23 protein-coding genes are annotated in these 26408 nt (G+C 61.2%); 12 read left to right on the forward strand and 11 right to left on the reverse strand.

Annotation, left to right across the window (positions count from 1 at the left end; genetic code table 11):
* Window positions 1-19 precede the first annotated feature (19 nt).
* The 5 genes from ENE74_RS15430 to ENE74_RS15450 all read left to right on the forward strand — a co-directional run bounded on the left by ENE74_RS15430 (window position 20) and on the right by ENE74_RS15450 (window position 6463).
* The gene (locus ENE74_RS15430) at window positions 20-1324 is read left to right on the forward strand and encodes a cellulase-like family protein (RefSeq protein ID WP_127691803.1); all 1305 of its coding nucleotides are present in this window, start codon (window positions 20-22) and stop codon (window positions 1322-1324) included.
* Between the two features lie 107 nt (window positions 1325-1431).
* Entirely contained in the window at window positions 1432-2502 is a 1071-nt protein-coding gene (locus tag ENE74_RS15435) for an aldo/keto reductase (RefSeq protein WP_127691804.1), read from the forward strand.
* Complete coding sequence (locus tag ENE74_RS15440) at window positions 2502-4400, forward strand: DUF8034 domain-containing protein (protein WP_127691805.1); 1899 nt, start codon at window positions 2502-2504, stop codon at window positions 4398-4400. The genes ENE74_RS15435 and ENE74_RS15440 overlap by 1 nt, the downstream gene beginning before the upstream one ends.
* 95 nt (window positions 4401-4495) lie before the next feature.
* On the forward strand, window positions 4496-5680 hold the full coding sequence (locus ENE74_RS15445; RefSeq protein ID WP_206517739.1) for an MFS transporter: 1185 nt from the start codon (window positions 4496-4498) through the stop codon (window positions 5678-5680).
* 144 nt (window positions 5681-5824) lie between these two features.
* Complete coding sequence (locus ENE74_RS15450; RefSeq protein ID WP_206517740.1) at window positions 5825-6463, forward strand: GntR family transcriptional regulator; 639 nt, start codon at window positions 5825-5827, stop codon at window positions 6461-6463.
* A 27-nt stretch (window positions 6464-6490) separates the two neighbouring features.
* Here ENE74_RS15450 and ENE74_RS15455 read toward each other — a convergent pair whose 3' ends face one another.
* The 7 genes from ENE74_RS15455 to rplJ all read right to left on the reverse strand — a co-directional run bounded on the left by ENE74_RS15455 (window position 6491) and on the right by rplJ (window position 12882).
* Window positions 6491-7354, reverse strand: coding sequence for an aldose 1-epimerase (locus tag ENE74_RS15455; RefSeq protein ID WP_241242042.1), 864 nt, complete (start codon window positions 7352-7354; stop codon window positions 6491-6493).
* Window positions 7351-8757 (reverse strand): sugar porter family MFS transporter, encoded by a 1407-nt coding sequence (locus ENE74_RS15460; RefSeq protein WP_127691808.1) that lies wholly within the window; start codon window positions 8755-8757, stop codon window positions 7351-7353. Before ENE74_RS15460 ends, ENE74_RS15455 begins: the two co-directional genes overlap by 4 nt.
* 24 nt (window positions 8758-8781) lie before the next feature.
* Window positions 8782-9657 (reverse strand): SMP-30/gluconolactonase/LRE family protein, encoded by an 876-nt coding sequence (locus ENE74_RS15465; protein ID WP_127691809.1) that lies wholly within the window; start codon window positions 9655-9657, stop codon window positions 8782-8784.
* Window positions 9658-9660: 3 nt separating this feature from the next.
* Entirely contained in the window at window positions 9661-10422 is a 762-nt protein-coding gene (gene xylB / locus ENE74_RS15470) for a D-xylose 1-dehydrogenase (protein WP_127691810.1), read from the reverse strand.
* A complete protein-coding gene (locus tag ENE74_RS15475) occupies window positions 10419-11564 on the reverse strand; it encodes a fumarylacetoacetate hydrolase family protein (RefSeq protein WP_127691811.1) in 1146 nt (381 codons plus the stop codon). Before ENE74_RS15475 ends, xylB begins: the two co-directional genes overlap by 4 nt.
* Before the next feature lie 341 nt (window positions 11565-11905).
* Window positions 11906-12280: a 50S ribosomal protein L7/L12 gene (rplL, locus tag ENE74_RS15480; RefSeq protein ID WP_127691812.1), complete on the reverse strand. Its 375-nt coding sequence runs from the start codon at window positions 12278-12280 to the stop codon at window positions 11906-11908.
* A gap of 86 nt (window positions 12281-12366) precedes the next feature.
* Window positions 12367-12882, reverse strand: coding sequence for a 50S ribosomal protein L10 (gene rplJ / locus ENE74_RS15485; RefSeq protein WP_127691813.1), 516 nt, complete (start codon window positions 12880-12882; stop codon window positions 12367-12369).
* Between the two features lie 380 nt (window positions 12883-13262).
* Between rplJ and ENE74_RS15490 the strand changes: the two genes are divergently transcribed.
* A complete protein-coding gene (locus tag ENE74_RS15490; RefSeq protein WP_164847514.1) occupies window positions 13263-14399 on the forward strand; it encodes a GNAT family N-acetyltransferase in 1137 nt (378 codons plus the stop codon).
* A gap of 27 nt (window positions 14400-14426) precedes the next feature.
* On the opposite strand, the gene ENE74_RS15495 is transcribed toward ENE74_RS15490, so the two are convergent.
* Together ENE74_RS15495 and ENE74_RS15500 are read right to left on the reverse strand one after the other, a co-directional pair.
* Entirely contained in the window at window positions 14427-15059 is a 633-nt protein-coding gene (locus ENE74_RS15495; protein WP_127691815.1) for a Dabb family protein, read from the reverse strand.
* Window positions 15060-15145: 86 nt separating this feature from the next.
* The gene (locus tag ENE74_RS15500; protein ID WP_241242043.1) at window positions 15146-15835 is read right to left on the reverse strand and encodes an aspartyl/asparaginyl beta-hydroxylase domain-containing protein; all 690 of its coding nucleotides are present in this window, start codon (window positions 15833-15835) and stop codon (window positions 15146-15148) included.
* Between the two features lie 16 nt (window positions 15836-15851).
* Between ENE74_RS15500 and ENE74_RS18320 the strand changes: the two genes are divergently transcribed.
* From ENE74_RS18320 to ENE74_RS15515, 4 genes are all read left to right on the forward strand, one after another.
* Window positions 15852-16097 carry a hypothetical protein gene (locus tag ENE74_RS18320; protein ID WP_164847515.1) on the forward strand — a complete coding sequence of 82 codons (246 nt, stop codon included), beginning with the start codon at window positions 15852-15854 and terminating at the stop codon, window positions 16095-16097.
* A gap of 110 nt (window positions 16098-16207) precedes the next feature.
* Window positions 16208-17410 (forward strand): efflux RND transporter periplasmic adaptor subunit, encoded by a 1203-nt coding sequence (locus tag ENE74_RS15505; RefSeq protein WP_420902600.1) that lies wholly within the window; start codon window positions 16208-16210, stop codon window positions 17408-17410.
* Between the two features lie 6 nt (window positions 17411-17416).
* On the forward strand, window positions 17417-20617 hold the full coding sequence (locus ENE74_RS15510) for an efflux RND transporter permease subunit (protein ID WP_127691816.1): 3201 nt from the start codon (window positions 17417-17419) through the stop codon (window positions 20615-20617).
* Window positions 20614-22056 (forward strand): efflux transporter outer membrane subunit, encoded by a 1443-nt coding sequence (locus ENE74_RS15515; RefSeq protein WP_127691817.1) that lies wholly within the window; start codon window positions 20614-20616, stop codon window positions 22054-22056. Before ENE74_RS15510 ends, ENE74_RS15515 begins: the two co-directional genes overlap by 4 nt.
* Here ENE74_RS15515 and ENE74_RS15520 read toward each other — a convergent pair.
* Both ENE74_RS15520 and ENE74_RS15525 read right to left on the reverse strand, forming a co-directional pair.
* Window positions 21984-23282 carry a Coenzyme F420 hydrogenase/dehydrogenase, beta subunit C-terminal domain gene (locus ENE74_RS15520; protein ID WP_127691818.1) on the reverse strand — a complete coding sequence of 433 codons (1299 nt, stop codon included), beginning with the start codon at window positions 23280-23282 and terminating at the stop codon, window positions 21984-21986. The genes ENE74_RS15515 and ENE74_RS15520 overlap by 73 nt on opposite strands.
* 10 nt (window positions 23283-23292) lie before the next feature.
* Entirely contained in the window at window positions 23293-24018 is a 726-nt protein-coding gene (locus ENE74_RS15525; RefSeq protein ID WP_127691819.1) for a GntR family transcriptional regulator, read from the reverse strand.
* A 261-nt stretch (window positions 24019-24279) separates the two neighbouring features.
* Between ENE74_RS15525 and ENE74_RS15530 the strand changes: the two genes are divergently transcribed.
* Both ENE74_RS15530 and ENE74_RS15535 read left to right on the forward strand, forming a co-directional pair.
* Window positions 24280-25905 (forward strand): FAD-dependent oxidoreductase, encoded by a 1626-nt coding sequence (locus tag ENE74_RS15530; RefSeq protein ID WP_127691820.1) that lies wholly within the window; start codon window positions 24280-24282, stop codon window positions 25903-25905.
* A gap of 84 nt (window positions 25906-25989) precedes the next feature.
* The gene (locus ENE74_RS15535; RefSeq protein ID WP_127691821.1) at window positions 25990-26325 is read left to right on the forward strand and encodes a PilZ domain-containing protein; all 336 of its coding nucleotides are present in this window, start codon (window positions 25990-25992) and stop codon (window positions 26323-26325) included.
* Window positions 26326-26408 lie beyond the last annotated feature (83 nt).

Here is a 26408-nt window from a genome sequence, read left to right on the forward strand (position 1 = left end):
GAATGCAAGGAGAAACATCATGTTATCGAGGCGCGAAATGTTCGGCATCGGTGCGGCGGCTGCGATCTCGGCTGTCGGCACGCGAGGGCAAGCAGCCCCGGCTCAGGATGGCCCCGAATTTCCGAACCAGGTCGCCAGCCAGGCGAGGTCTGCCAAGCGAAGCGGCAAGGCCCCCTTGCGATCAGGCTTCGACATGCGCGATGGCCTTTCGCCGCGTCGGCTGACGATGGCGATGTGGGATCAGAGCTTCGTCCTGCGTCATGGCCCCGGCGGCAGCTTCGCGGATTTCGACCGGGTGCTGAAGGAAACGGAGGACCGGCGGTACAATGTGGTGCGGATCGATCCGATGCCGCAATATGTCGATCTGAAAAACACCGCGCAGGTGCATGATTGGCCCGATCGCGGATTGCCTTTCGTGCCATGGTCGCCGCCGCCGGGGGCACAAAAGACGCCAACTGCGCGCTGGATAATTGACTTCATGGAGAAGTTGCTGGGTCGTTCGACCTTGCACTATACACTCAGCGCCTGGTGGTTCGGCTGGCGCGGCACGCATCTCAAGGCGACAAGAACCCCTGAAAACACCATGCAGGCTGCGGAAATGTGGGCAGTCATGCTGCGTGACTGGCAGAGGCTGTTCGGGTTCGACCGCTTGCTCTATGTCGATGTCGTCAATGAATTCCCTTTCTTTGCACCCTATGTGCAAAGCCGGTTCGAAAAGGAAACAGGCGGCGGATGGGGCAATGGTGCGTTCACGCCGACACAGGTCGAATGGCTGATACGTGAAATCAATCCTGCGCTGGCGGCGTTGCGCGGCGAATTTCCGCAACTGCGCTTCAACCTGTCGATACATGGCGATGAACGGTGGCTCGACGTCCCGGTGGAGCATGATTGTCTCGACGTGCACTTCTATGCCGATGCCGATCCGCGCTGGGATGCGCGGACTCGCTTCGGGGCCCGCAGCGCCGATTTCTTCAAGTCCGATCGGGCATATAAGGACTTTTCCACGCGGGCGATCCAGGCGTCCAAGGTAATGGCGCCGATGTTTCGCGCACGGCAGCGCGCCAAGCTCTCCAACTTCGCTGCCATGGCCGAACAGCGCGGTATGCCGCTCACCACCACCGAAAGCTGGGCATCCTGGTTCTATATCGATCACCCCGACCTGGACTGGGGCTGGTTGCTGGAATGGGCGTCATGGACCGTCGATGACGCGATCGATTTCGGCATGTGGGGATGGACGCCCCACAATTATGTCCAGCCGCAATTCCCCAATTGGCGCGATGTTCGCTGGCACAGGGCGCTGAATGAACGATTTTTAGCGAGCTAATGGCGTTCGAAATCACTTTTTTGGCTATCTAAAATATTAGATAAATAATAAGAGATATTAATGCGGTTCCGTGGACGGAGCTGTGGAGAGGACGCGTTTGCACACCCATGTTTCGACCTGGACGATCTGAAGCCATCGCAAGACCATCGGCGCTTACCGCTCTTGGTTTTGGCGCGGCTCCGCTCGGCAATCTCTACCGCCAGATCAGCGACAGTGATGCCGATCAAGCGGTCGCGGCGGCCGTGGCCGGCGGAGTCGGCTATTTCGATGTGGCGCCGCAATATGGGCGTGGTCTGGCCGAACAGCGTCTGGGCGACGCTCTTGCGAAACATGATCCGGAACAGCGCGCCATCCTGTCGACCAAGGTCGGAATCCTGTTGCGCCCCGACGTCGATGGCGGCGCATCCTCCGAGAGCATTTTCAAATCCTCGACAGGCCTGATCCCGCATTATGACTACAGCTATGACGCGGTGATGGCTTCGATCGAGGCCAGCAAAAAGCGGCTGGGGGGACGGGCGATCAACATCGTCTACGCCCATGATCTGGGCCGCCGCGCCCATGGCGAGCGACACGAGGAGCGCATGGCCGCCTTTCTGGAGGGCGGCTATCGGGCCCTGGCAGAGTTGCGTTCCGCCGGGCAGATCGACGCGATCGGACTCGGCGTCAACGAATGGGAGGTCTGCGAGGAAGTTCTGGCGCAAGCCGATTTTGACATCATGCTGCTGGCCGGGCGTTATACGTTGCTGGAGCAGAGCGCAGCCGCAACCTTCCTGCCCCTGTGCGAACAGCGCGGCGTCGATGTTGTAATCGGTGGCCCCTATAACTCCGGCATATTGGCCATGGGAACGCGATCGGGCGGCGTCCCTTATTATGATTATCGCCCGGCGGATGAAGCGGTGATCGCCAAGGTCGCGGCGATCGAGGCGATATGCGATCGACATGATGTACCTCTGGCGGCGGCGGCGCTTCAGTTCCCGCTCGCGGCGAAGCCTGTCGTATCAGTGATCCCCGGATTTGCGTCTGCCGCCGAGCTCGAACAGGCGATCGCGCTTGTCGCATGGCGGATACCATACAGTTTCTGGCATGATTTGCAGGACGCCGGACTAATCGCGCCCGGGGTGAGCATCCCGCACGCGCCGTTCGGCGATCCTGCGGCCAAAGATAGTCTGAAGCAGTAATGACGGGGGATGTGATGCGACAAGGGGCGGTCGAAGTCGGCGTGCGCCGGACACCTCCGGAATGGGCGGTGCTGCAACGCAGATTGATCGACATGATGAGCGAAGCCGCACTGGACTTCGCAGACCGCTATACTCGTCCAGATGGTACGTTGATCTGGCGCGACGATTGGCCAGGTATGGATGGCTCTGACGATCCCTATGAGGGCTTCCGCAATATGCCGCTGCTCTATGCGATTGGCGGTGCCGATGCTCTGCTGCCGCGCGCGCGTTTGATTTGGGACGGGATCACCTGGCAATGGACGCAATATGGCCAGATCAGGGACGAGTTTGATCGCTCCTATGACTGGATGCATCATGGCGAGGCCTATCTGTTCAGCTATTTCATGGGACTGGCCGACCCTGAATCGCTCAAGGAACGTCAGCGCGCTGTTCGTTTCGCAGATATCTATGTGCGCAACGCCACGACCGATCCCGTTTTCGATAGGGCAACCGGGCATATGCGGGCACCCATCACGGGCAGCGACGGGCCGCATTTCGTGCATACCGCCGAGGACTGGAGCACCCATGTGCCGATCCTGGCGGAATACCTGCCGCCTTTTGAGGATCTGCCCGGCATCGACGCGCACCAGAAAACCTGTCCGTGGGACGATCCCGATGTGCTCGCTGCGATCCTGGAACGTATCAACGTCCGCCAAGCGCGTGGCGACGTTCCGATCAATCTGCTGGTAACGAGCATGGCGGTGCACGCAGCCAGTTTCACGCAGGACGACGCCTACCGTGATTGGGCGTTGGCCTATCTGGAAAACTGGGAGCGCAGATGTGCCGAGAATGGCGGCATCATCCCTGACAATGTCGGTCCAAGCGGCACGATCGGCGAATTGAACGATGGCAAGTGGTGGGGCGGCTTTTATGGCTGGCGCTGGCCGCACGGCGCCTTTGCCATTTTGGAAGCCCTGTGTGTGTCGGGAGCGAACGCCGCATTGCTGACAGGTGACATGTCAAAGCTCGACCTTGCCCGTTCTCAGATTGACATGCTCTGGCATGCCGGGCGGGATGAGAACGGCCAGTGGGTAACGCCCGTGCGGCGTTATGATGACGGCTGGCGTGATTTCCGGCCGTTCGATCCGATGTACGGTGTGCATTTGTGGAATGTGTCGATGGACCCTGCCGACGCCAAGCGCGCCGAACGCGCCTGGAGCGGGCATTATGACGAAGTGGATACCAGCTACGGGACCTATCGCCGGACCAACGGCGGCCATGTGGGTTTCAATGGCAACAGCGCACAATGGTTCAGATTTATCCGTGGCGGAAATCCCGATTATCCCGAACGGATATTGCGGGCGAACCTTGCCATGATGCAGGATCAGATAGAGCGGTATCGATCAGATGCCTTCGATCCCCACACCATGGACCATCGCACTGATCCGATGGCGATCCATTGCTGGCAGTTCCTGATGCCGGTCATTGTGGAAGGTCTTGCCCAACTGACGATGGGCGGGCCGATGCATATCTATCATGGCGGCCTTCAGCATGTCCGCCTGCGCTATTTCGATCCGGTGCGTCGGCGTCCCGGACTTCCGCCGACCTTGTCGGCCCTTGTGCATGACGCCTCGCCGACATCCGTCACGGTCACGCTTGTCAATCTCGACGACCAGCACGTCAGCGAGGTCGTGATCCAGGGGGGAGGCTTTGGTGAGCATCATATCGTCCGCATGGATGCCGACACGGAAAGTGGAACGATCACGCGCGACGTGGGCGCAAGCCACGCCACATTGACGATAGCGGCGGGTGCCACGGTAACGGTAAAGCTGACTGTGGAGCGTTATGCCGCCCCACCCAGTTACATGGCACCTTGGCAAAGGGAATGGCCGCCGCTGCTTAAAGGACGATCACTCTGAACAGCCCGCAAGTGACGGATGTCATGATGACAACGAACCTGGAAACGCAACACGTTCAGGGGTGGTCCAGGCGCACGCTACTGGCGTCGTTGTTCATGATCTTTTTCGTGTTTGCCGCGAAATATGCGGCCATTGCGCGCGTTTTCCTGCCCAATCAGGTGGCATTGCTCAATCCTGCCGACAAGGTTGCCAACCTGGCGTTGATAACCAGCGTCACCGCTGTCGCGATCGCGATCGTCACGCCGCTCTCGGGGGCATTGTCCGATCGCACCCGGTCACGCTTCGGCAAACGGACGCCCTATATCCTGGGGGGTGCGACGATCGGTTGTGCGCTAGTCGTCATGATGCCGCAAGCGTCCAGCCTGGCGATGCTGCTGGTCCTGTGGGCAACTGGTGCCTTCTTTCTCAACGGCATGAAGGCACCGCTCACGACCATCATTGCCGACCGCTTTCCCATCACCAATCGCGGCCTGGCGTCTGGATGCATGGGCGCGGGCCTCACATCCGGTCTCACCGCCGGCACCATCGCGGCCGCGATACTGGTCGGCAATCTCGCCTTAGGATATACTGCATTTACCGCCGTCCTCCTGGGCGCAACGATCCTGTTCGTGTCACTCAATCGTGAGCCATCGTCCATCGGTGAGCCTCTCGATCCGTTTTCCTGGCGCCGATTTCTGAGCGACTTCTGGGTCAGTCCCCGTCGCCATCCCGATTTCGCATGGGCGTTTTTCGGGCGCTTTTTCATGTTCATGGGCTACACGGGCGTAGTTGGATATACGTTGTATACGTTGCGGGACTATATCCATATGGATGCGGCGGAGTCGAACAGGCAAGTTGCGATCATCTTTACGATCGAACTTGTTACCGCGATTATTGCCGGTCTCGGATCGGGCTGGCTTTCCGACCGGTTGCAAAGACGCAAGCCATTCGTCTTTTTGGCCAGTTTTGCGATAGGGCTATCGTTCATGGTGCCGGTCGTGATGCCCTCGCTGACGGGCATGTATGTGTACGCCGTCATATTGGGTATCGGCTATGGCGCGTTTACCGCTGTGGACATGGCCCTCATGACCCAGGTTCTGCCGAAGACCGCATATGAATCATCGGGCAAAAATCTCGGCATTCTGTCGATTGCCGTCACGCTTCCCCAGATATTTGGACTGAGCATGGCTGCGGCAATCCTTATCGGTTCCGGCAACGACTATCGCATCCTGTTCGGTTCCGGCGCATTTCTCGTCATATTGTCATCTTTTATGGTGCTGCCGATACGTTCTGTCCGGTAGATGGGGAGAATGTGCAGTTGACGTCTGCATTGTTTTGCGAGACGAAAACGATCCATGGTCACGAAAACACAAAAAGCGCCAACACGCTCACGCAACCGACAGAAGGGCCCGCAAGACGAGCCGCCGGTATCCACGCTGGCGACCTTGAGTGATCAGGCCTATCGCAAAGTGCTTGCAGGCCTTTTCGACCGGACCGTTCCGGCAGGCGCCTTCGTATCGCAGAAGACATTGATCGATCTGCTTGATGTGCCCTTACAGCCATTGCGCGACGCGCTTCGCGTGCTGGAAGCCGAAGGGATCGTCACTATTCACCCCCGGTCGGGCATACAATTTCTGCAACCGGACATGCAGTTCGTTCACAATACCTATCAATTCCGATCTCTGATCGAGCGAGCGGCGGCACGGCGCTTTGCGGAAACAGCTGACGATGCCGTGATTGCACAACTGATCGACGCGCATAACGATCTGCTATCGCGGTTGGGCGAAGGTAATGCGAACGACCCCGATATGCTGGCCGAGGTGGGACTGCTCGACCAGGATTTCCATGCCAAGCTGAACGCCAATTTGAACAATCCGCTGTTGCAGACCGCTTCCCGCCGCCTGCAGAATTATGTCCGTCTCATTCAACTGGATCGGCGCATAACTCGCCCATATGCGATGCGCACGCTGCGCGAGCACCTCGATATTCTCGAAGCCTGCGCTGAAAGGAACGCCGATGCTGCCGAACAGGCTCTGGTCGGTCATTTTCAGGCTGCGCTCGGCCGGATGATGGGCGGCTTTTAGGGCGCGTTCCGCCGATGGCGTTGTGTCTTACGCAGACAAGGGGCGCACCGCTATGCGCATCGCCAATCTGCGCTCTTCGCCAGATGCGAGAACTGGCATGCCGCCGGTTCTGTTTATGGCATCGGGCATGTGGCTCACCGGTTCAAGACAGACAAAATGTGCGTCCGGCGGCCGATAGAGATGAAGCCACGTGGCACCTTCTGCGGTAAGAGATACCGATTGCTCGTTGTCGTCATCCAGGGTCGCAATGCCAGACCATCCGGAATAGCAGTTGTCGATCAGCGTCGTGCCTGTCGCTGGCGCGCCATCCGACCAGTTGCCGAGCGCGTCCGCACGGTCGTGGTCGAGCGGAAGCCAATCGGGCGCTGCGGATTGCCAAAGACCGGCAGCCGTAAAGCGGAGTCGCATGGCCTTGCTTGCTGTAAAATAGGGATGAAATCCCAAACCGGCTGGAGCGGGCGTCCCGGCGCAATTCCGGACAGACAGGGTCATAGCCAGACTGTCGGCATAGATGCGGATTATCTGGACTGCGCGATAGGCCCAGGGCCAGTCCGCTGTGCCTGCATGATCGTGCACAAGTGTAGCGCAATTTGCCGTCGCAGCCTCGACCGACCAGTGCGATGTCCAGCCGACACCATGCAGGCTGTGCGGATGCGCGCCGAAATTCCGCGGCAGTCGATAGTTTTGCCCATCAAAACGGAACTGCCCATGCGCGATCCGGTTCGCGTAAGGGACGAGGGGAAAGCACGCCATCTCCAGGGGATCGGTAGCGTGGCATGGCGCGGGGCGCAAAACATCCCGTCCGTCAATTTGCAACCGGAGTAGTGCGCCACCCCTGCCAGGTGCAATCACGGCTTCCGCGCCGCTCGACGCGATGCGGACCAGATTCACCCGGCCATTTCCTCAAGTTCGCGCCCCCGCGTTTCGTGCACCATGCGCCGCACGAAGAAAAAAGATAGAAAAGCAGACAAGGCGTAAAAACCATATGTCACAGGCAATCCTATCCACGCAGCCAGCGCCGGGAAGCTGACCACGATCAGGAAATTGGCGGCCCATTGGGCAAATCCGGCGACAGCAAGACCCGAACCGCGGATCTGGTTGGGATACATTTCGCCAAGCATCACCCACATCACCGGGCCCCACGTCATGTTGAAAGCGATCACGTAAAGGTTGGCGGCCACCAGGGCGATCGTGCCGGCCTGATCGGAAAGCTGAAGGCTGCCCCCTTCGAAAGTACCGGATGAGAAGGCGGCTGCTACAACGCCAAGAGTTGCCGCCATGCCGACCGAGCCGCCAAGAAGGAGAGGCTTCCTGCCGATCCGGTCAATCAGGAATATGGTCGCGATGCAGGCCAATATCGAAAGGGAGCCTGACAGGATGTTGATGAGCAGTGCATCATTTTCACTAAAGCCAACGGACTGCCAAAGCACCGCGCCGTAATAAAACACGATGTTGATGCCAACGAACTGCTGGAACACGGCCAGTCCGATGCCGGACCACACAATAGGGCGCAGCCTGCCGGTTGATGGGTCAACGAGGTCGGAAAAACGGGGACGATGATGATCGAGGGAGAGGCTCGCACTGATTTCCGCGATCTTCCGGTCGGCTTCCGTTGCGCCGAACAGGCGGGCAAGCACGCGATGTGCATCTCTTTCACGCCCCCGGGCCATCAAATAGCGCGGGCTTTCCGGAATGAGCAGCAAAGCCAGGAAATAAATGCCGGCCGGCAGCACCTGCATCCAGAACATCCAGCGCCATGCAGGCAACCCAAACCAGAATGATGCCGTCGACCCGCCCGCGCTGTGCGCCACAGCATAATTGACGACAAAGGCACCCGTCAGACCGGTAATGATCATGATTTGCTGGAGCGTAGACATGCGGCCGCGAATCGATGCGGGCGTGACCTCGCTGATGTAAACAGGCGCCAGAACACTTGCGGCGCCAACACCCAGGCCGCCGATTAGGCGAGCGAAAATGAAGATTGCCGACGATGTCGCTGCGCCAGACGCAAGCGCGCTGACGACGAACATCAGGGCAGCTATCATCATCACCCCCCGTCGACCGATCAGATCTGAAAGGCGACCGGCCAGAAATGCACCGGTGGCACAGCCGATCAGGAGGGCACCGACATTGAGACCGGTCCCAAGCTCTGACAGTCCAAAGGCCTGTTCCAACCCTTCCTGTGTCCCGTTGATGACGCCCGAATCATAGCCGAACATGAAACCGCCGATGGTCGCAACGGCAACAATCGCAGCAATGAAGGTCATGTTGACCTTTTCGCTATCCCCTTGCATCCTCAATTCCTTGTTATGGCTGTATCATGGAAGGACGGCTTCGGCTGTCGGCAATCCACAGACAGCCGCGTCAAACGCAAACACGTCACCCGCGAGGGATTGAGCCTGTAACTCCGCCTCGCTCAGGCCCTTCCGCGCTGTCGTGGCAAAGGCCGTAGAAAGATCGCTTCCGCCAAAGGCAATCTTGGTAATATTGGCTACAGGAAATGCGATCTGGCCGATCATCGCGCCATCAGGGTCATAGCGTCTGACCCCCCAGCCGCCGAATAATCCGACCCACAAGCATCCTTCGGCATCGACGACAGGGCCGTCTGGGAAGCCCGCACCCGTTTCAATTTCCGCAAAGACACGCGTTTCGGAAAGGCAGCCGTTCTGGCCAATACGGCTTCGCCAGATAAGGCCTTTCCAGGTATCGACATGGTAAAGAAGCGTCCCATCAGGAGAGATGGCCGGGCCATTCAGAACGCAGACAGGCGACACACCCATATCGACGGCATGGCCAAGTTCCATCCGGTAGATGCGTCCGCTATCCTGGTTTTCGGCGTCATCCATCGAGCCGAACCATATCCGGCCGTCGCGATCGACTGTCGCATCGTTCAACCGGTTGCCGGGAAGGTGAGGCTCTGGATCGTGCACAAGTTCGAAGGTGGATGTGGCAGGATCGAAACGGTGGATACCGCTTTGCAGGCCGACGGCAAACGCCCCATCCTTGGCGGGAAGTATCCACCCGATCTGCTCAGGCGTTGGCCAACTTCGCACGGCAGACGTCGCCGGATCGAAGCAGTATATGCGCCACGCCTTTATATCTACGAACCACAAAGACTGATCCCGCTTTACCCATACCGGACCTTCGCCCAAAATTGCGCCGAGTGAGAGCACCGGTTCCGGCTGTATGACCATCGTTCAGCGCCACCCGGCATCGACGAAATAGTCATGCCCCGTGCACATCCGAGCATCATCCGATGCCAAAAACAGCGTAAGTGCAGCAACGTCGGCGGGCTGTATGCGCCCATCAAGGCATTGCGCCGCGACAATCTCCGCCTCGCCTTCGGGCGTATACCATCGCAATTGCCGGGGGGTTTGCACATTGCCCGGCACGATTGTGTTCACGCGGATATTGTGTCGGCCGAGATCACGGGCGAGGCCGCGCGTCAGGCCTTCAATCCCGGCCTTGGCCGTCTGGTAGACGCCCAGATTATGCAGGCCTAAATGCCAGCTTATCGAACCGAAGTTCAGTATGACACCGCCACCCGCCTTGCGCATCGCGGGCACCACCGCCTGCGCGGCAAAGAACATGTGGCGCAGGTTGACTGCCATTCTGTCATCCCAATAGTCCGGCGTCACATCCTCGATCGCATGGCGATCGTCATTGCCAGCATTGTTGACGAGGATGTCGATCCCACCCATATCCCGTTCCACCTCGGCCAGCATTTCCTGGACAGCCGAGACATCGCGAAGGTCGCAGACGCGGAACAGGGGGGCGTTCCCGGTTTCGGTCAGTCGTTCGACCAGCGCCATACCGGCCTCATCCAGAATATCGCAAAAGGCGACGCGCGATTTCTGTGCGACAAAGGCCTCCACCAGGCTTTCTCCGATTCCGCTGCCGCCACCGGTGATGAAGACCCGTTTGCCGACGAGGCTTGGATATATTGCGCCGCCGCTCATGCGAGTACTGTCCCGGCAGTACCCGTCAGAAGGCCCCGGCTGGCGAGGTTGTGCATGAAAGCACCCAATCCGCTGGTCCATGGCGCGGCGTCTCGCGATGTCACGACATGGTTGACCAGCCGCCCTAGCCGCCGTGTGGATATCGAAACGCGATCGCCCACCTTGTGCGTAAAGCCGCGCCCCGGCTCGTCACGATCCTGGATGGGCGCGAACAACGTTCCCAAGAAGAGCGCGAAGCCGTCAGGATATTGGTGTTCGCTCAAGGTCTGCGAGACAAGTTCGAGGGGATCCCGGCTGATTTGCGCCATGCTACTGGTGCCTTCCAGGCGGTAACCGTCAAGCCCTTCGACAACTAGCTCGACTTTAGCAGATCGCACATCATCCATCGTAAATCTGGCATCGAACAGGCGGATTACGGGGCCTATCGCGCAGGACGCATTATTGTCCTTCGCTTTGCCAAGCAGCAGCGCAGATCGGCCTTCGAAATCGCGCAGATTTACGTCGTTGCCGAGCGTGGCACCGACGGGACTGCCCCTTGAATTGACGATCAGGACGATTTCGGGTTCAGGATTGTTCCAGGTGGAATCCGAACGGATACCGATGTCCGCGCCGGAACCGACTGTCGCCAGGACCGGGGCTTTTGTGAACACCTCGGCATCCGGACCTATCGCGACTTCCAGATACTGCGACCACAGGCCATCATCAATCAGCGCCGCCTTGAGTGCGGCAGCCTCCGGCGAACCGGGCACGACCGCGCGGATCGATGCACCGACCTTGTCTTCCAACCGCCCCCTTATGCTCGCTGCGATCCCTGCATCGCCCCGCGCACTTTCCTCGATCACCCGCTCTATGGCGGAGAGGGCGAACGTAACCCCGCAAGCCTTGATGCATTGCAGATCAACGGGCGAAAGCAGAAGCAGGTCTATTGCATCGAGAGGCCCAAGGCGACGGCCTTGGCCGACATCGACAGGCAATCGATCGAGCATCATCGAGACAGTCGGGACAACGGGCGACATGTCATAAACAACGCCGTCCGCGATGATGATAGGGCTTGGTCCCGCGTCGCTCTGAATACGGCCTGCGAACTGCCCTTCGGCCCAGTCCGACGGCAGATCGTTCTTGCAGATAAACGCGCCCTGCATCGTCAACTCCTGTTTGTTCTGTGCCTTTAATATTTCTATGAGATGATATGAAATGTCAAACGAGGTTGTCGGCTTTGTATAGCATTTTGTGTCGCGGGTCCCGTAACATGCGCTGACGCCTTGATCGTGAACGTCGCGCGTGCGTCGCGTCGCAATGACCGTTACCGTCACGCTGCCATCTGGAGAATCTGTTTTTCGGGGTCATAGCCCGCTCAAGAGTTCCGACCCCATTATCAATCTCACGCACTAACCCCGATGGCTGCCCAAACAAAAAAGGGCGGCCCGAACAGGACCGCCCCCTTGTTGTGCGCTCTTTGGCAAAAGAGCAGCCGTAGCCTGAATTACTTCAGCTCGACGGTCGCGCCAGCTTCTTCAAGCTGCTTCTTGACCTTCTCGGCTTCTTCCTTGTTCACGCCTTCCTTGATCGCCTTCGGCGCGGATTCCACGAGGGTCTTCGCTTCGGTCAGGCCAAGGCCGGTCAGGGCGCGTACTTCCTTGATGACGTTGATCTTCTTGCCGCCGTCGTTGACAAGGATCACGTCGAACTCGGTCTGCTCTTCGGCAGCCGGAGCGGCTGCGGCAGCGGCCGGGCCGGCAACGGCGACGGCAGCGGCAGCGGAAACGCCCCACTTTTCTTCCAGAGCCTTCGAAAGCTCAGCGGCTTCGATGACGGTCAGGGCCGAAAGCTGATCGACCAGTGCATTGATGTCTGCCATGTTACTTCACATTACCTTTCTGGGCGGAGGCTTGAGGCCCCCTTAAACTAGAGTGTTTGAAACGAACGATTGGAGAGCGAAGCCGCTTAGGCGGCGTCCTTCTCCGCATAGGCGTTAAAGACGCGCGCCAACTGCGAAGCCGGTGTCTGGATGACGGTGGCGAGCTTGGTTGCCGGGGCCTGGATAAGGCCGACAATCTTCGCGCGCAGTTCGTCCAGCGACGGCATCGATGCCAGGGTCTTGATCCCTTCCGCATCGAGCAATGTATCGCCCATCGCGCCGCCAACGATCTCAAGCTTGTCGTTGGTCTTGGCGAAATCGATCGCGACCTTGGCGGCAGCGACCGGATCGGAAGAAGTGGCCAGCGCAACCGGACCGGTCAGCATGTCGCTGAGCTGTTCGTACTGCGTGTCCTTCAACGCGATCTTGGCGAGGCGGTTCTTCGTAACCTTGAAGGTCGCGCCAGCGTCCCGCATCTTCTGCCGCAGATCCGTCGACTGGGCGACGGTCATACCGAGGTTGCGTGTGACCACGACAACTCCGATTTCGGCAAAAGTGGCGTGCAGCGTGGTGACGACCTCTGACTTCTGGGTACGATCCATGCCATTCTCCACTTCATGCGCATCGGACCATCCGATACGCAACAAACCCGCACGATGGCGCGAAGGCCGACGCACGGGGCACTAGGTCCGAAGGGGAGAGATCGTCCACCCAGAGCGTTCGCATCGACGAACAGGGCAGACCCGGCAGGCGCAAAGCCATGCCGACAAAGAACTTTTCCCCGTCTAGGCTGGACATTAAGAAGGGCATATTCCCTTCACCAACTGTCTCGGACGGACACATCCCGAAAGATGCGTTGCCGCGCCCATAGCCGATCGGTCCGGCCATGTCACGCCCTTTTGCGGTTCTTTCGGCGCGGCGTAACTCAAGCTGCAACAATTGGGTTCTACGCGGCAGCTTTTGCAGGTGCAGCGACAGGCAAATGGCAGTTCATATTTTCGATCCTGTATATGCCACGCCTGCCGACTGGCCGGAAGGAGACGAGATCACCCAGCGCTACATCGCGACGATGGGCGAGGTCGGCGTCACCGCCCTGATCGGCAATGTGCGGGCGCAGTGGATGGCCGTGCGCAGCGGCAACCGGCTGTTTCCCGTCACGATCAATAATGGAGAAACGGGGGACAGCTATGTCAGCCTGCCCCATAGCGCCTATATTCTCTATGGTCGCGAAGAGCTTGGCTTGGCGGGGTCACCGCTCCTGACCCGCCTGCTTTCGCCCGTTATGGCTTTCGCGGGCGTGGCCTTGCGCGGCGCGGGGATCAATCGGGTCGTTCAACTGGATAACTGGCTGCTGTCGACGTGCCTGCACGGAGATTGGCAGGGAACGGATTTGCCCACAATCCGGACCGCTCTATGCCAACGTTATCCGCGCCATGTGATTGGCCTTCGGTCGCTCGATTCCTGGTCGTGCCCCGGCCTGCTGGCGGCGGTGCGGGGCGATGGATGGACATTGCTGCCCAGCCGCCAGATATGGGTCACCGACGATCCGGCCGCACAACTGGCGCAGCGCCACAATCTGAAGGAAGATGCGCGCATACTCCGCCGGTCCGGGTTGACGGTGGAGACGGGCGCGTCGCTAGACGACCGTGACGCCCGTCGAATCGCGTCGCTGTACGAACAATTGTATCTGGCAAAGCACTCGCGGCTGAACCCGTGGTTCACTGCCGCCTTCGTGCAGATGAGCCACCATTCGGGCCTAATCGCCTATCATCTCGCGCGCGATGCCGACGGCTGTATCCAGGCGTTTGCGGGCACGATGGCGCGTGGTGATATGTTGACCTGTCCGATATTGGGCTACGCGACGGATCGCCCCCGGCGTGAGGGACTTTATCGCATCGCTGCGCTGCTCATCACGCAGGCGGCGGCGCGACAGGACGTCAGGCTGCATGGGTCGGCCGGGGCAGGCACATTCAAGCGCGGTCGCGGCGCAACCGGCATCATAGAATATTGTGCCTTGTATACGCGGCATCTGGGGGCCGTTCAGCACGCCGCCATCGCAACATTCGCGCGCGGTCTCGACCGCTGGCTGGTGCCCCAGCTTACCGCCAGAGGCCTTTAGGAGCAGGCCAAACGATGACGGTGCGGGCTACCAGGCGGCCTGCCCGTGCGGCAAAGCGGGACCAGTCAGCCAGTTGCCGGTGATGCCGATTTTCACTGCCTGACCCTTTTCCAGTTCGGTGCCGACCTCCGGGTTGGTGAACATGATGCGGTCGGGCGCCCAGACCGAGCCCATGATTTCCTCGACATCCGGGTCGAGCATCAGCCCGACGGATGCCAGCATCGCCTCCGCCCGACTACGGGTCTGACCGCGGATTTCGGGCACATAGGCACGGGCAGAATCGGTATGGACGGGCAGAACACGGGCCTGTTCCTTGCGCGCCTCCTCTTGCGCCGCCGCCGGATCGAAGGCGGGGCCGCAATAGTCGATTTCCCAGTCGAACGAGATCATGTTCTCCAGAATATCGGGTAGAAAAGGCGTCATGCGCAAATGCGCCCAATGCGACATATAGCGGTCCATCGCCTCGTAGCTGTCGATGTCGCAGCAATTGGCGAAATCGAAATCGCCGCTGTGATAGCGAGTCCTGACGCAAAGGCCGTGGCTGTAGTCGCGGATTTCCTTGTTGAGATGCGGCAGTTTTTTCACTTCTTCCAGGAAAATGTCGATCTTGTCCTGTGGCGCATCGGCCTTGAACTTTATCATCACGACATGCCGGATCATGCAGCTTCCTCCCCCTGATCTTTCATGGGACAGGGGGCTATCATGCGACAGCGAGCGGCCATACTGCCGCTTTTGGCAGGGAACGGTTATTGCCCGACGCGCTCTGCCGACCATTGCGCGATGCCCTTGCGTGCATCCTGCACGAAGCGGGACCGGCGGACCCCTTCGAGGAACAGTCCGCCCACGATCTTGCCGATGATCCCGACCGGTCGCTTGAACTGGATGAGCAGGACGATCCGTGTCTCGTCGGTTTCGTTCAGCACTTCGTGATTGTAGCAGTCGTCGAAGATCAGCGCCTTGCCTTCGGTCCAGTGGACCCATTGGTCGACCACGCGCATCCGGCATTTTTCCCGCTCGCGCGGCACCTGGATGCCCAGGTGGCAGGTCAGGAATGCCTTGGTCACACCGGTGTGTGGCGGAATATGGGTGCCCGGCACGAGGATGGAGAAGAAGGCCGAGTTGATACCCGGCACGATCCGTTCGACCAGTTCGGTCGTCTTCGGGCATTTGGCGCAATTGGCTTCGTCGCGATAGCGATAGCCGATCAGGAAGAAGGAGCGCCAGCGTCCCGCCGGGGCGATGCGACGGTGATCGGGCGATATGGTCGCCAGCGGCGGCACTTTCTCCAGATCCTGAAGCGCCGCGGCTGCCTCTGCGCGGATCGTCTCCCAATGCGCTTCGAGTTCCTTGACCCAGGGGAAAACGGCGGTGTCATAGACCGGCGGATCACCCAGCTTGGCCGAATTGGCGATCCAGCGGTTTGTCTTGGGCTGCATGTATTTGCCAAAACGCATGATCAGCGGCTTTTTCGGCACCAGCTTTGAACTGGGGGGCAGGGTTGCGTCGATCGCGTCGGGTATCCGGTCGGGCACGTCCGATGTCGTGGGTGGGGAAGAAGCCTTGTCGATCACAACGGGTCCATGCGTGATATTGTGCCGCCGATGGGCATCGGGTTTGCGGCGCCATATCGCCCTGCGCCGGTCTCGGCAATTCAATCCTTTACTGATGGCCGCAGAGCAAGCACCGACCGGCCAATAAGCTGTAATAAAGTGTAACAATGCAACCAAAGGTGGAATTATGCGCTATGGCGCTTGATGCAGATCATTCGTTGATCGCATCCTTGCCTCCAGACTGAGCAGACCGCTGCCTTGAACCATCCAACCGATCGGCATCCTTTTGCCCCGCTCTCCACCCTTGTCCTGACGATTGCCGTGGCCCTGTCGGCATGCAGTGGCGGGGCCGACGAACAATCGCGCAGGCCGCCACCGGTGCCGCAGGTTGGCTTCGTTGTCGTAGAGCAGAAGAATGTACCGCTGGTCGTGGAATTGACGGCGCGTGTCGCAGCCTATCAGATGGCCGAAGTGCGCCCGCAGGTCAGCGGCATCATCAAGCGGCGGTTCTTCACCGAAGGTGCGCTGGTGCGCGAAGGCCAGACGCTGTATGAAATCGATCCGCGCCTCTACCGCGCTGCCGCCAATGAGGCGCGCGCCAACCTTCAGAGCGCCCGCGCCAATGCCGAAGCGCTGCGGATCAAGGCCGAGCGTTTCCGGCCGCTGGCCGAGGCGGAGGCCGTCAGCCGGCAGGAATATACCGACGCAGCGGCCCAGGCACGGCAGGCCGCCGCCGCCGTAGCGCAGGGGCAGGCGCAACTCGATACCGCCCAGATCAACTTGCGCTTCACGGCGGTTCCCGCCCCGATCACCGGGCGTATCGGGCGTTCGCTGTTCACGCAGGGCGCACTTGTCACCAGCAATCAGGTGGATCCGCTCGCCGTGATCCAGCGCCTCGATCCCATCTTCGTCGATATCCAGCAGTCGAGCGCCGACCTGCTGGCGTTGCGCCGCTCACTCGCGAATGGCGGCGCGGCCCCGGCAAGTGCATCCGTCCGTCTGATACTGGAGGATGGCAGCACATATCCCCAGACGGGTACGGTGCAGTTTTCCGAAGTGATGGTGAATGCCAGTACCGGCACTGTCACCTTGCGCGCCAGCTTCGCCAATCCCGATGGGCTGCTGCTGCCGGGGATGTTCGTGCGCGCCCGTTTTGCCCAGGCGATCGACACCAGCGCCATATTGGTGCCGCAGGCGGCGCTCAGCCGCACCGCGCGCGGCGTCGCTACGGTGTTCGTCGTCGGACCGGGAAACAAGGCCGTGCAGCGCACGGTGACTGCGGAGCGGACCCAAGGCGCGTTCTGGGTCGTTACCAAAGGGTTGAAAGCTGGTGAAAAGGTGATCGTGCAGGGCCTTGCCAACGTCAAGCCCGATGCCGCGATCAGGCCGGTTCCCGCCAACAGCCCACAAAAAGTCGCGCCGCCCACCGATGGCGCCCGATCCACGACACGGGGCAATTGACCGCTCATGTCGCGCATCTTCATCGAGCGGCCGATCTTCGCATGGGTTATCGCGATCATCGTCATGCTGCTGGGCACGGGCGCGATCTTCGCACTGCCGATCGCGCAATATCCCGATGTCGCGCCACCGCAAGTGAACATTCGCGCCACCTATCCGGGCGCCAACGCCGAAACGATCCAGAACAGCGTAACCCAGATCATCGAGCAGCAGCTTACCGGCATCGACGGGCTGCTTTACTTCAATTCGTCGTCCAGTTCGCGCGGATCGGTGACGATCAGCGCGACGTTCGAGAAAGGCACCGATCCCGATATCGCGCAGGTGCAGGTGCAAAATCAGGTGCAACAGGCGCTGGCCCGGCTGCCGCAGCAAGTTCAGCAACAGGGCCTGCGCGTCACGAAATCCAATCCCGACTTTCTGATGATCGTGGGGGTGTATGACGAAACCGACCGCAGCACCAATCAGGACGTGTCGGACTATCTGGTTTCCAACCTTCAGGATACGATCGCGCGGACGGCGGGCGTCGGCGAAACCAACGTGTTCGGATCGCAATATGCCATGCGCATATGGCTCGATCCCGACAAGTTGGCGAGTTACGCGCTGATCCCGGGCGATGTCGTGAACGCCATTCAGAATCAGAATACCGAAGTGGCGGCAGGCGAAATCGGCGGCCAGCCCCAGCCGACCACGCAGATGCTGAACGCCACCGTAACCGCGCAAGCGCGGCTGCAAACCGCCGATCAGTTCAAGGCGATCATCCTCAAGACCGATCCGTCCGGCGCGATAGTCCGCCTTTCGGATGTCGCGCGTGTTGAGCTTGGCGCGGAAAGCTATGCCGCGATCAGCCGTGTGAACGGCCACCCGGGAGCGGGCATGTCGATCTCTGTCGCCCCCGGTGCCGACGCTCTCAAGACGGCGGAACTCGTCAAGGCGGAAGTCGAGCGCGCGGCGCGCAACTTCCCGCCGGGTTACAAATTTGCCTACGCCAACGACACCACGGCGTTCATCAAGCTTTCGATCGAGGAAGTCGTCAAGACGTTGATCGAAGCCATCATACTCGTCGTCATCGTGATGTTCGTATTCCTCCAGAGCTGGCGCGCGACGCTGATCCCGACGATCGCCGTACCGGTCGTCCTGCTCGGCACATTCGGAATCTTCTATCTGGCGGGCTTCTCGATCAACACAATGACCTTGTTCGGTCTGGTGCTGGCTATTGGTCTGCTGGTCGACGATGCCATTGTCGTGGTCGAAAATGTCGAGCGTCTGATGGAGGAAAATCCGGAGATGACGCCGAAGGAAGCGACGATCCAGTCGATGGGCGAAATCCAGGTGGCGTTGATCGCCATTGCCGTCGTTCTGTCCGCCGTGTTCTTGCCGATGGCGTTTTTCGGCGGGTCGACGGGTGTCATCTATCGCCAGTTCTCGCTGACGATCGTGTCGGCCATGGTGCTGTCCGCGCTGGTGGCATTGATCCTCAGCCCGGCGCTTACCGCGACACTGCTGAAGCAGAAGTCGAAGGAAGCGCCCGCCGGAGACGGCTGGGTTGCAAGGCGCTTTCCCCGGGCGACCGCGCTCGTCCTGCTTGCGCAGGGCAAGTTCAATCGTGGCTTTGAAAAGGGCACTGATCGCTATGTGGCGGCAACGGCCAGGATCGTCGATCGCAAATGGCTGTTTCTGCTGATCTATGCGCTGGTCGTTGCGTTGCTGATCGCCTTGTTCCTGCGATTGCCCACCAGCTTCCTGCCAACCGAGGATCAGGGTGCGGCTATCGTCCAGTTCCAGTTGCCCGCCGGCGCCACCCAGGGTCGCACCATAGAGGTCCAGCGGCAGGTGGAAAACTATCTGTTGGAAAACGAAGGTCGCAATGTCCGCACCCTGTTCACGGTCGCGGGCGGCGGCGGAGGCGGGGCGAGCGGCCAGAATACCGGGCAGGGTTTCATGAACTTCAAGGACTGGTCGGAAAGGACAGATGCGGAAAACAGTGCCGACGCGATTGTCGGCCGTGCATCGGCCGCATTCGCCAACATCCGCGACGCGCGTGTGTTCGCACTGGTGCCGCCTGCCATTCGGGGCCTTGGCCAATCCAACGGCTTTACCATGCAACTCCAGAATGCCGGTGGCATGTCGCGTGAGGCGTTTCTCGCGGCACGCGACAAGTTGCTGGAGGCGGCAAGCAAGGACCCTGCGTTGCGGGCCGTGCGCCTGACCGAGTTGCCCGATGTCGCGACGCTCAGAGTCGAGCTCGACCAGCAGAAGCTCGCGACGCTCGGCCTCAGCCAGGGAGACGTGAACGGCACGCTGTCGACTGCCTGGGGCGGGCGCTATGTCAATGACTTCGTCGATCGCGGTCGGGTGAAGCGCGTGTTCGTTCAGGGCGACGCGCCCTACCGGGCGGCCCCGGCCGATCTCAGCCGCTGGTTCGTGCGTACGTCGGACGGGCAGATGGCGCCATTCTCCTCCTTCGCCCGCATATCCTGGTCCACCGCGCCGACGACATTATCCCGCTTTCAGGGCATATCCTCGTTCGAGTTTCAGGGGCAGGCCGCGCCGGGGACAAGTTCCGGCGCAGCGATGGACCGGATAGCCGAACTTGCCGGTCAGATACCCGGTACGTCGATCGCCTGGTCGGGCCTCTCTTTTCAGGAACGCCTCTCGTCGGGTCAGGCACCTTTGCTCTACGGGCTGTCGCTGCTGGTCGTCTTCCTGTGTCTCGCGGCGCTTTACGAAAGCTGGACTATTCCCGTCGCCGTGCTGCTGGTGATACCGTTGGGGCTGGTCGGCGCAGTCTTCGCGGTGACGTTGCGCGGGCTTGAGAATGACGTCTACCTTCAGATTGGCCTTTTGACGACGATGGGGCTTGCGGCGAAAAATGCCATTCTCGTCATTGAGTTTGCGGAGAGGGCGGAAAAGGAAGGCAAACGCGTGATCGATGCCGCGCTGGAAGCGGCCCGTCTTCGCCTCCGCCCGATATTGATGACAAGCCTTGCCTTCATTTTCGGCGTGTTGCCGCTTGCGTTGTCGACCGGGGCAGGGGCGAACAGCCGCATTGCGATCGGAACGGCCGTGATCGGTGGCATGCTGACGGCGACGATCCTCGCGATCTTCTATATCCCGCTGTTTTTCGTGCTGGTCCGCCGCACCACGCGCGATGCGTTCCAAAAAATGCGCAGGGGCAGTGGCAAGGCACCTGCGCCAGAGCCAGCGGCATGAAGCGCATGGCCCTGACCCTCGTGATGCTCGCGGCCGGGTGCAGCATGGCACCCAAATATGTGCAGCCGGTTGCGCCGGTGCCCGCGTCATGGCCCGTTGGTGACGCCTATCTCGCGCAATCGGAGGCCGCACTGCCGCGCCTGTCCTATCGCGACATCTTTACCGACGGGCGGTTGCAGCAAATCGTCGAGCAGGCGCTGGTCAACAATCGCGACATTCGCATTGCCGCCGCCAACATCGCGACCGCCCGCGCGCAATATCGCATCAACCGGGCCAATATCCTGCCCGAAATCGCGGCCAGCGCAGGCTACACCTATTCCGAAAGCAATAACGCAGGTGGCTCCACGGGGGGCACCGGCTTTTCGTCTTCAGGAAGCCGCTACACCGCCGATCTTGGTACGACGGCGTTCGAGCTTGACCTGTTCGGACGGCTACGCTCTTTGTCCGATGCGGCTTTGCAACGCTATTTCGCGACGGAAGCGGCCGCGCGCGCAACCCGGCTGACGCTGGTGGGCGACATTGCCGATGCCTGGCTGACCTATGCCGCCGATCAGAGCCTGCTTGCGATCGCGCGCGATACCGTCATCAGCGCCGAACGCAGCGTTCGCCTGACGCGCATGCGGCTGGAAGGGGGCATTGCCCCACGCACCGATTTGCGCCAGGCCGAGCAGATACTGGCGACGGCGCGTGCCGATGTCGCGTTGCAGACCACGGCGCTGGCGCAGGATGTCAACGCCTTGCAGCTTCTCGTCGGCGCGCCCGTCGATCCGGCTTTGCTGCCGCAGTCGATGGAAGACGCCGCAGCCGGTGTGCGCGCGCTGCCTGCGGGCCTCGATTCCGGCATCCTCCTGCGGCGGCCCGACGTCGTGCAGGCGGAATATGAACTGCGCGCTGCCAATGCGGAAATCGGCGCGGCGCGGGCGGCGCTTTTTCCGCGGATTTCGCTGACCGGCCTTGCCAGCCTGGCCAGCACCGCGCTGTCGTCGCTCTTTACGGGCGGCGCATTCTCATGGTCGGCCGGTGCCGATGCCAGCTATTCCATTTTCAGCGCAGGGGGCCTGCGCGCCGGTCTGGCGCAAAGCAAGGCGCAGCGTGATGCGGCGCTCGCGACCTATGAAAAGGCGATCCAGTCGGCATTTCGGGACGTGGCAGATGGCCTGGCGCGTCGGGGCACGATCGCCGACCAGCTTGCGGCGAACCGCGCACAGGCAGAGGCGGCGGCCGACAGCTACAGGCTGACCGATGCGCGCTATCGCGGCGGCATCGACAGCTTTCTCGCCAGTCTGGATGCACAGCGTTCGCTATACAGCGCGCAGCGCGGCTATGTGGGAACGCAGCTTGTCGGCGCAAGCAATCTCGTTTCGCTTTATCGCGCCTTGGGCGGTGACATGCTGCTATCGGCGGACGGCGCTTCATCGGCGGATGCTGTCAGGCCATAAGGGGCCACCAGCGCCCAGATATGCGCCGGTATCATCGACTTCATCCGGCGCGGCTTTTCCCGCCGCAGATGCACCACGGTTTCTGCTGCCTTCATCTCCACGCGGGTACGCGCGAACTCCAGCCCCCGCGGTCCGATTCGCGGCATCAGCCAGCCGACGATCGGGCGCACCCATTGCGGCATGCGGCGCAACGGCAGGCCGCCAGCGGCGCGTTCCACGTTGGCGATGAACCCCCGGACGGCACCCGCGCGCTTGCCCGCGGTGCCCAGCGGCCGCACGACGAGGGCATCACCAAGCAGGTCGAGCAATTCCGTGCCGCGATCGTTGCGCACGATCAGCCATTGGTCGCCTTCGCCCGCCATATAGCCGACGGTGATGTCGGCAAGGACATTGGTGTAGTCCACGCAGGTGCGGCAGGTGAGCGGAAAGAAATCGGGCGGCAGTTGCGAAATCGGCAGTTGCAGGAAGGGTATGGCCTTCACTCGCCCATCGGCGAAACGCAGCTCAACATGATAGTCCGCGCGAAACTCCAGATAGGTGATGCTGTCGGGATCGTCGGACAACAGGGCCAGAAACTCATGGAACCGCGCCGTGGTCGTATTGTCGGAACAGGGCGTGCCGATCACGTAGATGCGCTCGAAATCCAGGCTTTGCTCGATACCGCGCAAGGCATGTACCTGGCACGGAATGCCGATCATCGCGATGCGACGATAGCCTGCCGCCCGCGCCGGTTCCAGCAGCGCGAGCAGCGGCGCATAGCCCATCCGCATGCCGCGCACCTGGGCCATGCCCTCCGCCCGGGTGACAAGGACGGGTACGGGACGCCATTTATCCTGGGGGTCCGGTGCCATGGTAAGGACAGTATCGACGGCCCCCGTCGCGAGCAGTCGCTCGGCGATCTGCGTGGTAATGCCGGTCCATTGCGCACCGGCGCCGGGCGGCGTCAGGCGCGCGCGCAGCATCTGACGAAACGGCCCGAAATAGAGCTCATCGGGCCGCGCCGGATCGCGCGCGCGCCCATGGACCCGTGCTTCCAGGCTGTTATAATCGGGTCTGATGAACTGGCATGCGGTGCCGCAACGCTTCGCCTCCGCCATGCGCGACAAGCCGCAATCCGTGCAGAGGTCGCGATGCGCCGCCGCACCCAGCGCGGGTGCCCAAAGCGGCGAATCGCTATCGGGCCGATCGGGATAGAGGGAAGGGACGGGTGTCTCCGGCGCAGTCATGGCGCGATCGTCATGTCGATGCACCGACGCCCGGTGCCTGCTGCGTTTCGATCCCCAGGCGTTCGACAATGCCGGGGCCGGTCAGCGCCATTCTGGCGTGGCCACGCATAATCTGTTCCGCCTGATCGCCGTCGCCGGCCAGGATCGCGGCTACCACCGCCCGGTGCTGGTGGTGGGCAGCCAGCAAATGCGCCCGTTCGCCTGGAACATCGCTGCCGCCGATGGCGAAGGCCGTGGCTGATGCGAATGGCAGATGGTTGTTGCGGGAAAGCGCCACACCGATGGCCCCATTGCCTGACGCCGCGATCAGCAGGTCGTGAAAGCGCCTGTTATAGTCGTAGAAACGCTCCATTGCGCCTTCAGAAGGCATGTCGTCGGCAAATATGGCATCCCCTTCAGCGAGGCATGCATCCAGATTCTTGCGGGTGCCGCCGTCCATGCTGCGTTCCGCCAGCCGTCGTGCCGCCAGCCCTTCCAGTACGCCACGAACTTCGATCGCATCGCATATCTGGGCTGGAGACGGGGCGCGGGCGGCATAGCCCCGCGCGCCCAGCTTGACGACCAGCCCTTCCTGTTCCAGCGCGCGCAGCGCGGTACGAACCGGCATTCGCGAGACATTCAGGGCGGCGGCCGTGGCGATTTCCGCGATGCGCGCGCCATCGGCAATATCTCCTGATGCAATCTGCATACGCAACGCCGCCAAAACGCGCTGTCCCGGTTTCATCGCCTTGGCCATGTCCTCTGCCTAGTCGGATGCGTGCGGATTTCCAAGCATGTTGGATGTTGGCATGCCAAGGCCCATCAAGATCAGATCCAGTCCATGGGATAACGCAGGGCATAGCACGGCAGGTGAGAGGACAGCCGGGCGGGGCGGCACTGACGCCCTATCGCCGCTGAATGCCGCAGAGACATGACATGATCCGGCAATGAAGACTGCCTATCCCGGCCTTTCGCGCTATAGATGGCGGCCAGCGCCTCAGTTGGGACAGGAAGCACGATGGAAAGCATTGCTTACGACCTACGCCAGATGCAGCGGACGCCGTTGGCCGACGAGCATGTCGCCGCGCTGCGGGCGGCGGGTACCGAGCGCGTTTATCCCAAAGGCGCCATCGTCGTGCGGCAAGGCGAGCCGATCACCTGCTTCACATTTGTCGAAGAGGGAGAGATCGAAGTCGTCGATGCCTATACCGACGAACGTGCCGTCCCCAGTACGCTCGGGCCGGGTCAGTATGTGGGCGAGATTTCCTTCCTGAGCGGCGGCGTTTCGACGTTGCGGATGCGCGCGGCCTGCGACACGCGCGTGATCGAGGTGGAACGCCAGAAGATGCTGACTTTGATGGCCCAGATCCCGGAGATGTCGGACATCATCATCGGCGTGTTCGCGGCACGGCGTCGGCGGCAACTCGACCAGGGCGACAGCAGCCTGCGCCTGATCGGCGAGGAAGCGAGTGCCGACATCCGGCGAATCGCGATGTTCGCCAGCCGCAACCGCGTACCTTATCAAAGCCTGCCGCTGGGCAGCGCGGAGGCGCGGGCGACCGCCGGTTCCTGCGGGATCGACACTGATCGGCCGGCTGTCATTTTCGGCAAGGATCATGTCGTTACCGATCCGACGCCGCATCGCATCGCGCGCCTCCTGGGTCTCAATCTCGATTTTTCGGTGGACGAGCGTGTCGATGTGCTGATCGTCGGGGGCGGGCCTGCGGGCGTCGCGGCGGCTGTCTATGCAGGGGCGGAAGGCTTGCGCGCGCTGGTCGTGGAGGACATTGCCGTCGGCGGTCAGGCGGGCACGTCCAGCCGCATCGAAAACTACATGGGTTTCCCGACGGGCATATCGGGCGCCGATCTGGTCTGGCGGGGCGAGGTGCAAGCGATGAAGTTCGGCACCCGCTTTTCGATGCCGCACCGCGTGACCGGGCTGGAAGTAATGGAGGACGGCTGCTTCTGCGCCACGTTCGACAACGGGCAGTCCATCCGCTGTGCCGCCGTCGTGGTGGCGACCGGCGTCCAGTACCGGCGTCTGCCGATCGACCGGCTGGAAGCGCTGGAAGGCAAGGGTGTTTATTATGCCGCGACCGAGATCGAGGCGCGCTACTGCCGCGATACCGAAGTGGTCATCATCGGCGGGGGCAACAGTGCCGGTCAGGCGGCCATGTATCTCAGCCGTGTGGCGAAATGCGTCCATGTCGTTGTGCGCGGGCCATCGCTTGCCGCGTCCATGTCGGATTATCTGCTCAGTCGGCTGGATGCAGACCCCCGCATCGCAATCCATCTCAACAGTGCCGTGACACGCCTGATCGGTGAGGATCGGTTGGAGGGACTGGAAATGACCAACAGGGAAACCGGCGCGGTGCGTCACATTCCCTCGTCTGCCTTGTTCATCATGGTCGGCGCGGCCCCTAACACCGAATGGCTTTCCGGCCTGGTTGAGCTGGACAGCAACGGGTTCGTCCGCACCGGCTCGACCTGTGGTGACGCCGATTCACCCTATGCCACGTCGCAGCCCGGTATTTTCGCTGTGGGGGACGTGCGTGCGGGATCGGTGAAGCGCGTGGCATCGGCCGTTGGCGAAGGCTCGGTCGTCATATCGAAAGTATGGGAGCATGTCCGCAGCACGGGATGATAGGGGCTTATGTGACAACCCCGCGTTGTTAACGCCGCTCTAAGCATTTGCAGGTTAAGCGGTTGACGGGGCACAAGGCAGGTCATGGCAACGTCACTCAATGGTTTTTCGGTCCGATCGCTGATTCCCCGCGCCTCGCGAGAGGCGGCCCACTGTCACGCCTATTTCTCGGGCCCGACAGTGCCGGAGTTCAGAAGCCGCATTCGCAATATTTCCGCATCGGGCATGCTGATCGACTGCCATGCGCCACTGCATCGCGGCGATGTGCTGATCGCGCTTCTTCCGGGCATCGGTGAAACATTGTGCAGCGTTGCCCGGCTCCGCAACGGGGTTGCAGGGGTGCGGTTCGAAACACCCATCAGCCTGACGCAGTTTCGCGCTGCCGTGGCAGAGGGCCGACAGGCGATAACACAGGGCTGATCGCCAAACCCGATCGCCAAACCCGATCGGCAGTGATGCCGGGCGGGGAGAGCCTGCTGTACTGCCCTGGTCTGCGCTGGCGT

The organism is Sphingobium algorifonticola, from assembly GCF_004005485.1.
Taxonomy (GTDB): domain Bacteria; phylum Pseudomonadota; class Alphaproteobacteria; order Sphingomonadales; family Sphingomonadaceae; genus Sphingobium; species Sphingobium algorifonticola.

Excerpts from the sequence above, each read along its gene's own strand:
- ENE74_RS15510 (WP_127691816.1), top strand. The coding sequence starts at position 17,417 with ATGTCGCGCATCTTCATCGAGCGGCCGATCTTCGCATGGGTTATCGCG.
- ENE74_RS15465 (WP_127691809.1), bottom strand. The coding sequence starts at position 9,657 with ATGGTCATACAGCCGGAACCGGTGCTCTCACTCGGCGCAATTTTGGGC.
- ENE74_RS15495 (WP_127691815.1), bottom strand. The coding sequence starts at position 15,059 with ATGATCCGGCATGTCGTGATGATAAAGTTCAAGGCCGATGCGCCACAG.
- ENE74_RS15460 (WP_127691808.1), bottom strand. The coding sequence starts at position 8,757 with ATGCAAGGGGATAGCGAAAAGGTCAACATGACCTTCATTGCTGCGATT.
- xylB (WP_127691810.1), bottom strand. The coding sequence starts at position 10,422 with ATGAGCGGCGGCGCAATATATCCAAGCCTCGTCGGCAAACGGGTCTTC.
- ENE74_RS15435 (WP_127691804.1), top strand. The coding sequence starts at position 1,432 with ATGTTTCGACCTGGACGATCTGAAGCCATCGCAAGACCATCGGCGCTT.
- rplL (WP_127691812.1), bottom strand. The coding sequence starts at position 12,280 with ATGGCAGACATCAATGCACTGGTCGATCAGCTTTCGGCCCTGACCGTC.
- ENE74_RS15515 (WP_127691817.1), top strand. The coding sequence starts at position 20,614 with ATGAAGCGCATGGCCCTGACCCTCGTGATGCTCGCGGCCGGGTGCAGC.
- ENE74_RS15430 (WP_127691803.1), top strand. The coding sequence starts at position 20 with ATGTTATCGAGGCGCGAAATGTTCGGCATCGGTGCGGCGGCTGCGATC.
- ENE74_RS15490 (WP_164847514.1), top strand. The coding sequence starts at position 13,263 with ATGGCAGTTCATATTTTCGATCCTGTATATGCCACGCCTGCCGACTGG.
- ENE74_RS15445 (WP_206517739.1), top strand. The coding sequence starts at position 4,496 with ATGATCTTTTTCGTGTTTGCCGCGAAATATGCGGCCATTGCGCGCGTT.
- ENE74_RS15525 (WP_127691819.1), bottom strand. The coding sequence starts at position 24,018 with ATGGCCAAGGCGATGAAACCGGGACAGCGCGTTTTGGCGGCGTTGCGT.
- rplJ (WP_127691813.1), bottom strand. The coding sequence starts at position 12,882 with ATGGATCGTACCCAGAAGTCAGAGGTCGTCACCACGCTGCACGCCACT.
- ENE74_RS15530 (WP_127691820.1), top strand. The coding sequence starts at position 24,280 with ATGGAAAGCATTGCTTACGACCTACGCCAGATGCAGCGGACGCCGTTG.
- ENE74_RS15535 (WP_127691821.1), top strand. The coding sequence starts at position 25,990 with ATGGCAACGTCACTCAATGGTTTTTCGGTCCGATCGCTGATTCCCCGC.
- ENE74_RS18320 (WP_164847515.1), top strand. The coding sequence starts at position 15,852 with ATGATCAGCGGCTTTTTCGGCACCAGCTTTGAACTGGGGGGCAGGGTT.
- ENE74_RS15440 (WP_127691805.1), top strand. The coding sequence starts at position 2,502 with ATGACGGGGGATGTGATGCGACAAGGGGCGGTCGAAGTCGGCGTGCGC.
- ENE74_RS15520 (WP_127691818.1), bottom strand. The coding sequence starts at position 23,282 with ATGACTGCGCCGGAGACACCCGTCCCTTCCCTCTATCCCGATCGGCCC.
- ENE74_RS15500 (WP_241242043.1), bottom strand. The coding sequence starts at position 15,835 with ATGCAGCCCAAGACAAACCGCTGGATCGCCAATTCGGCCAAGCTGGGT.
- ENE74_RS15475 (WP_127691811.1), bottom strand. The coding sequence starts at position 11,564 with ATGCAGGGCGCGTTTATCTGCAAGAACGATCTGCCGTCGGACTGGGCC.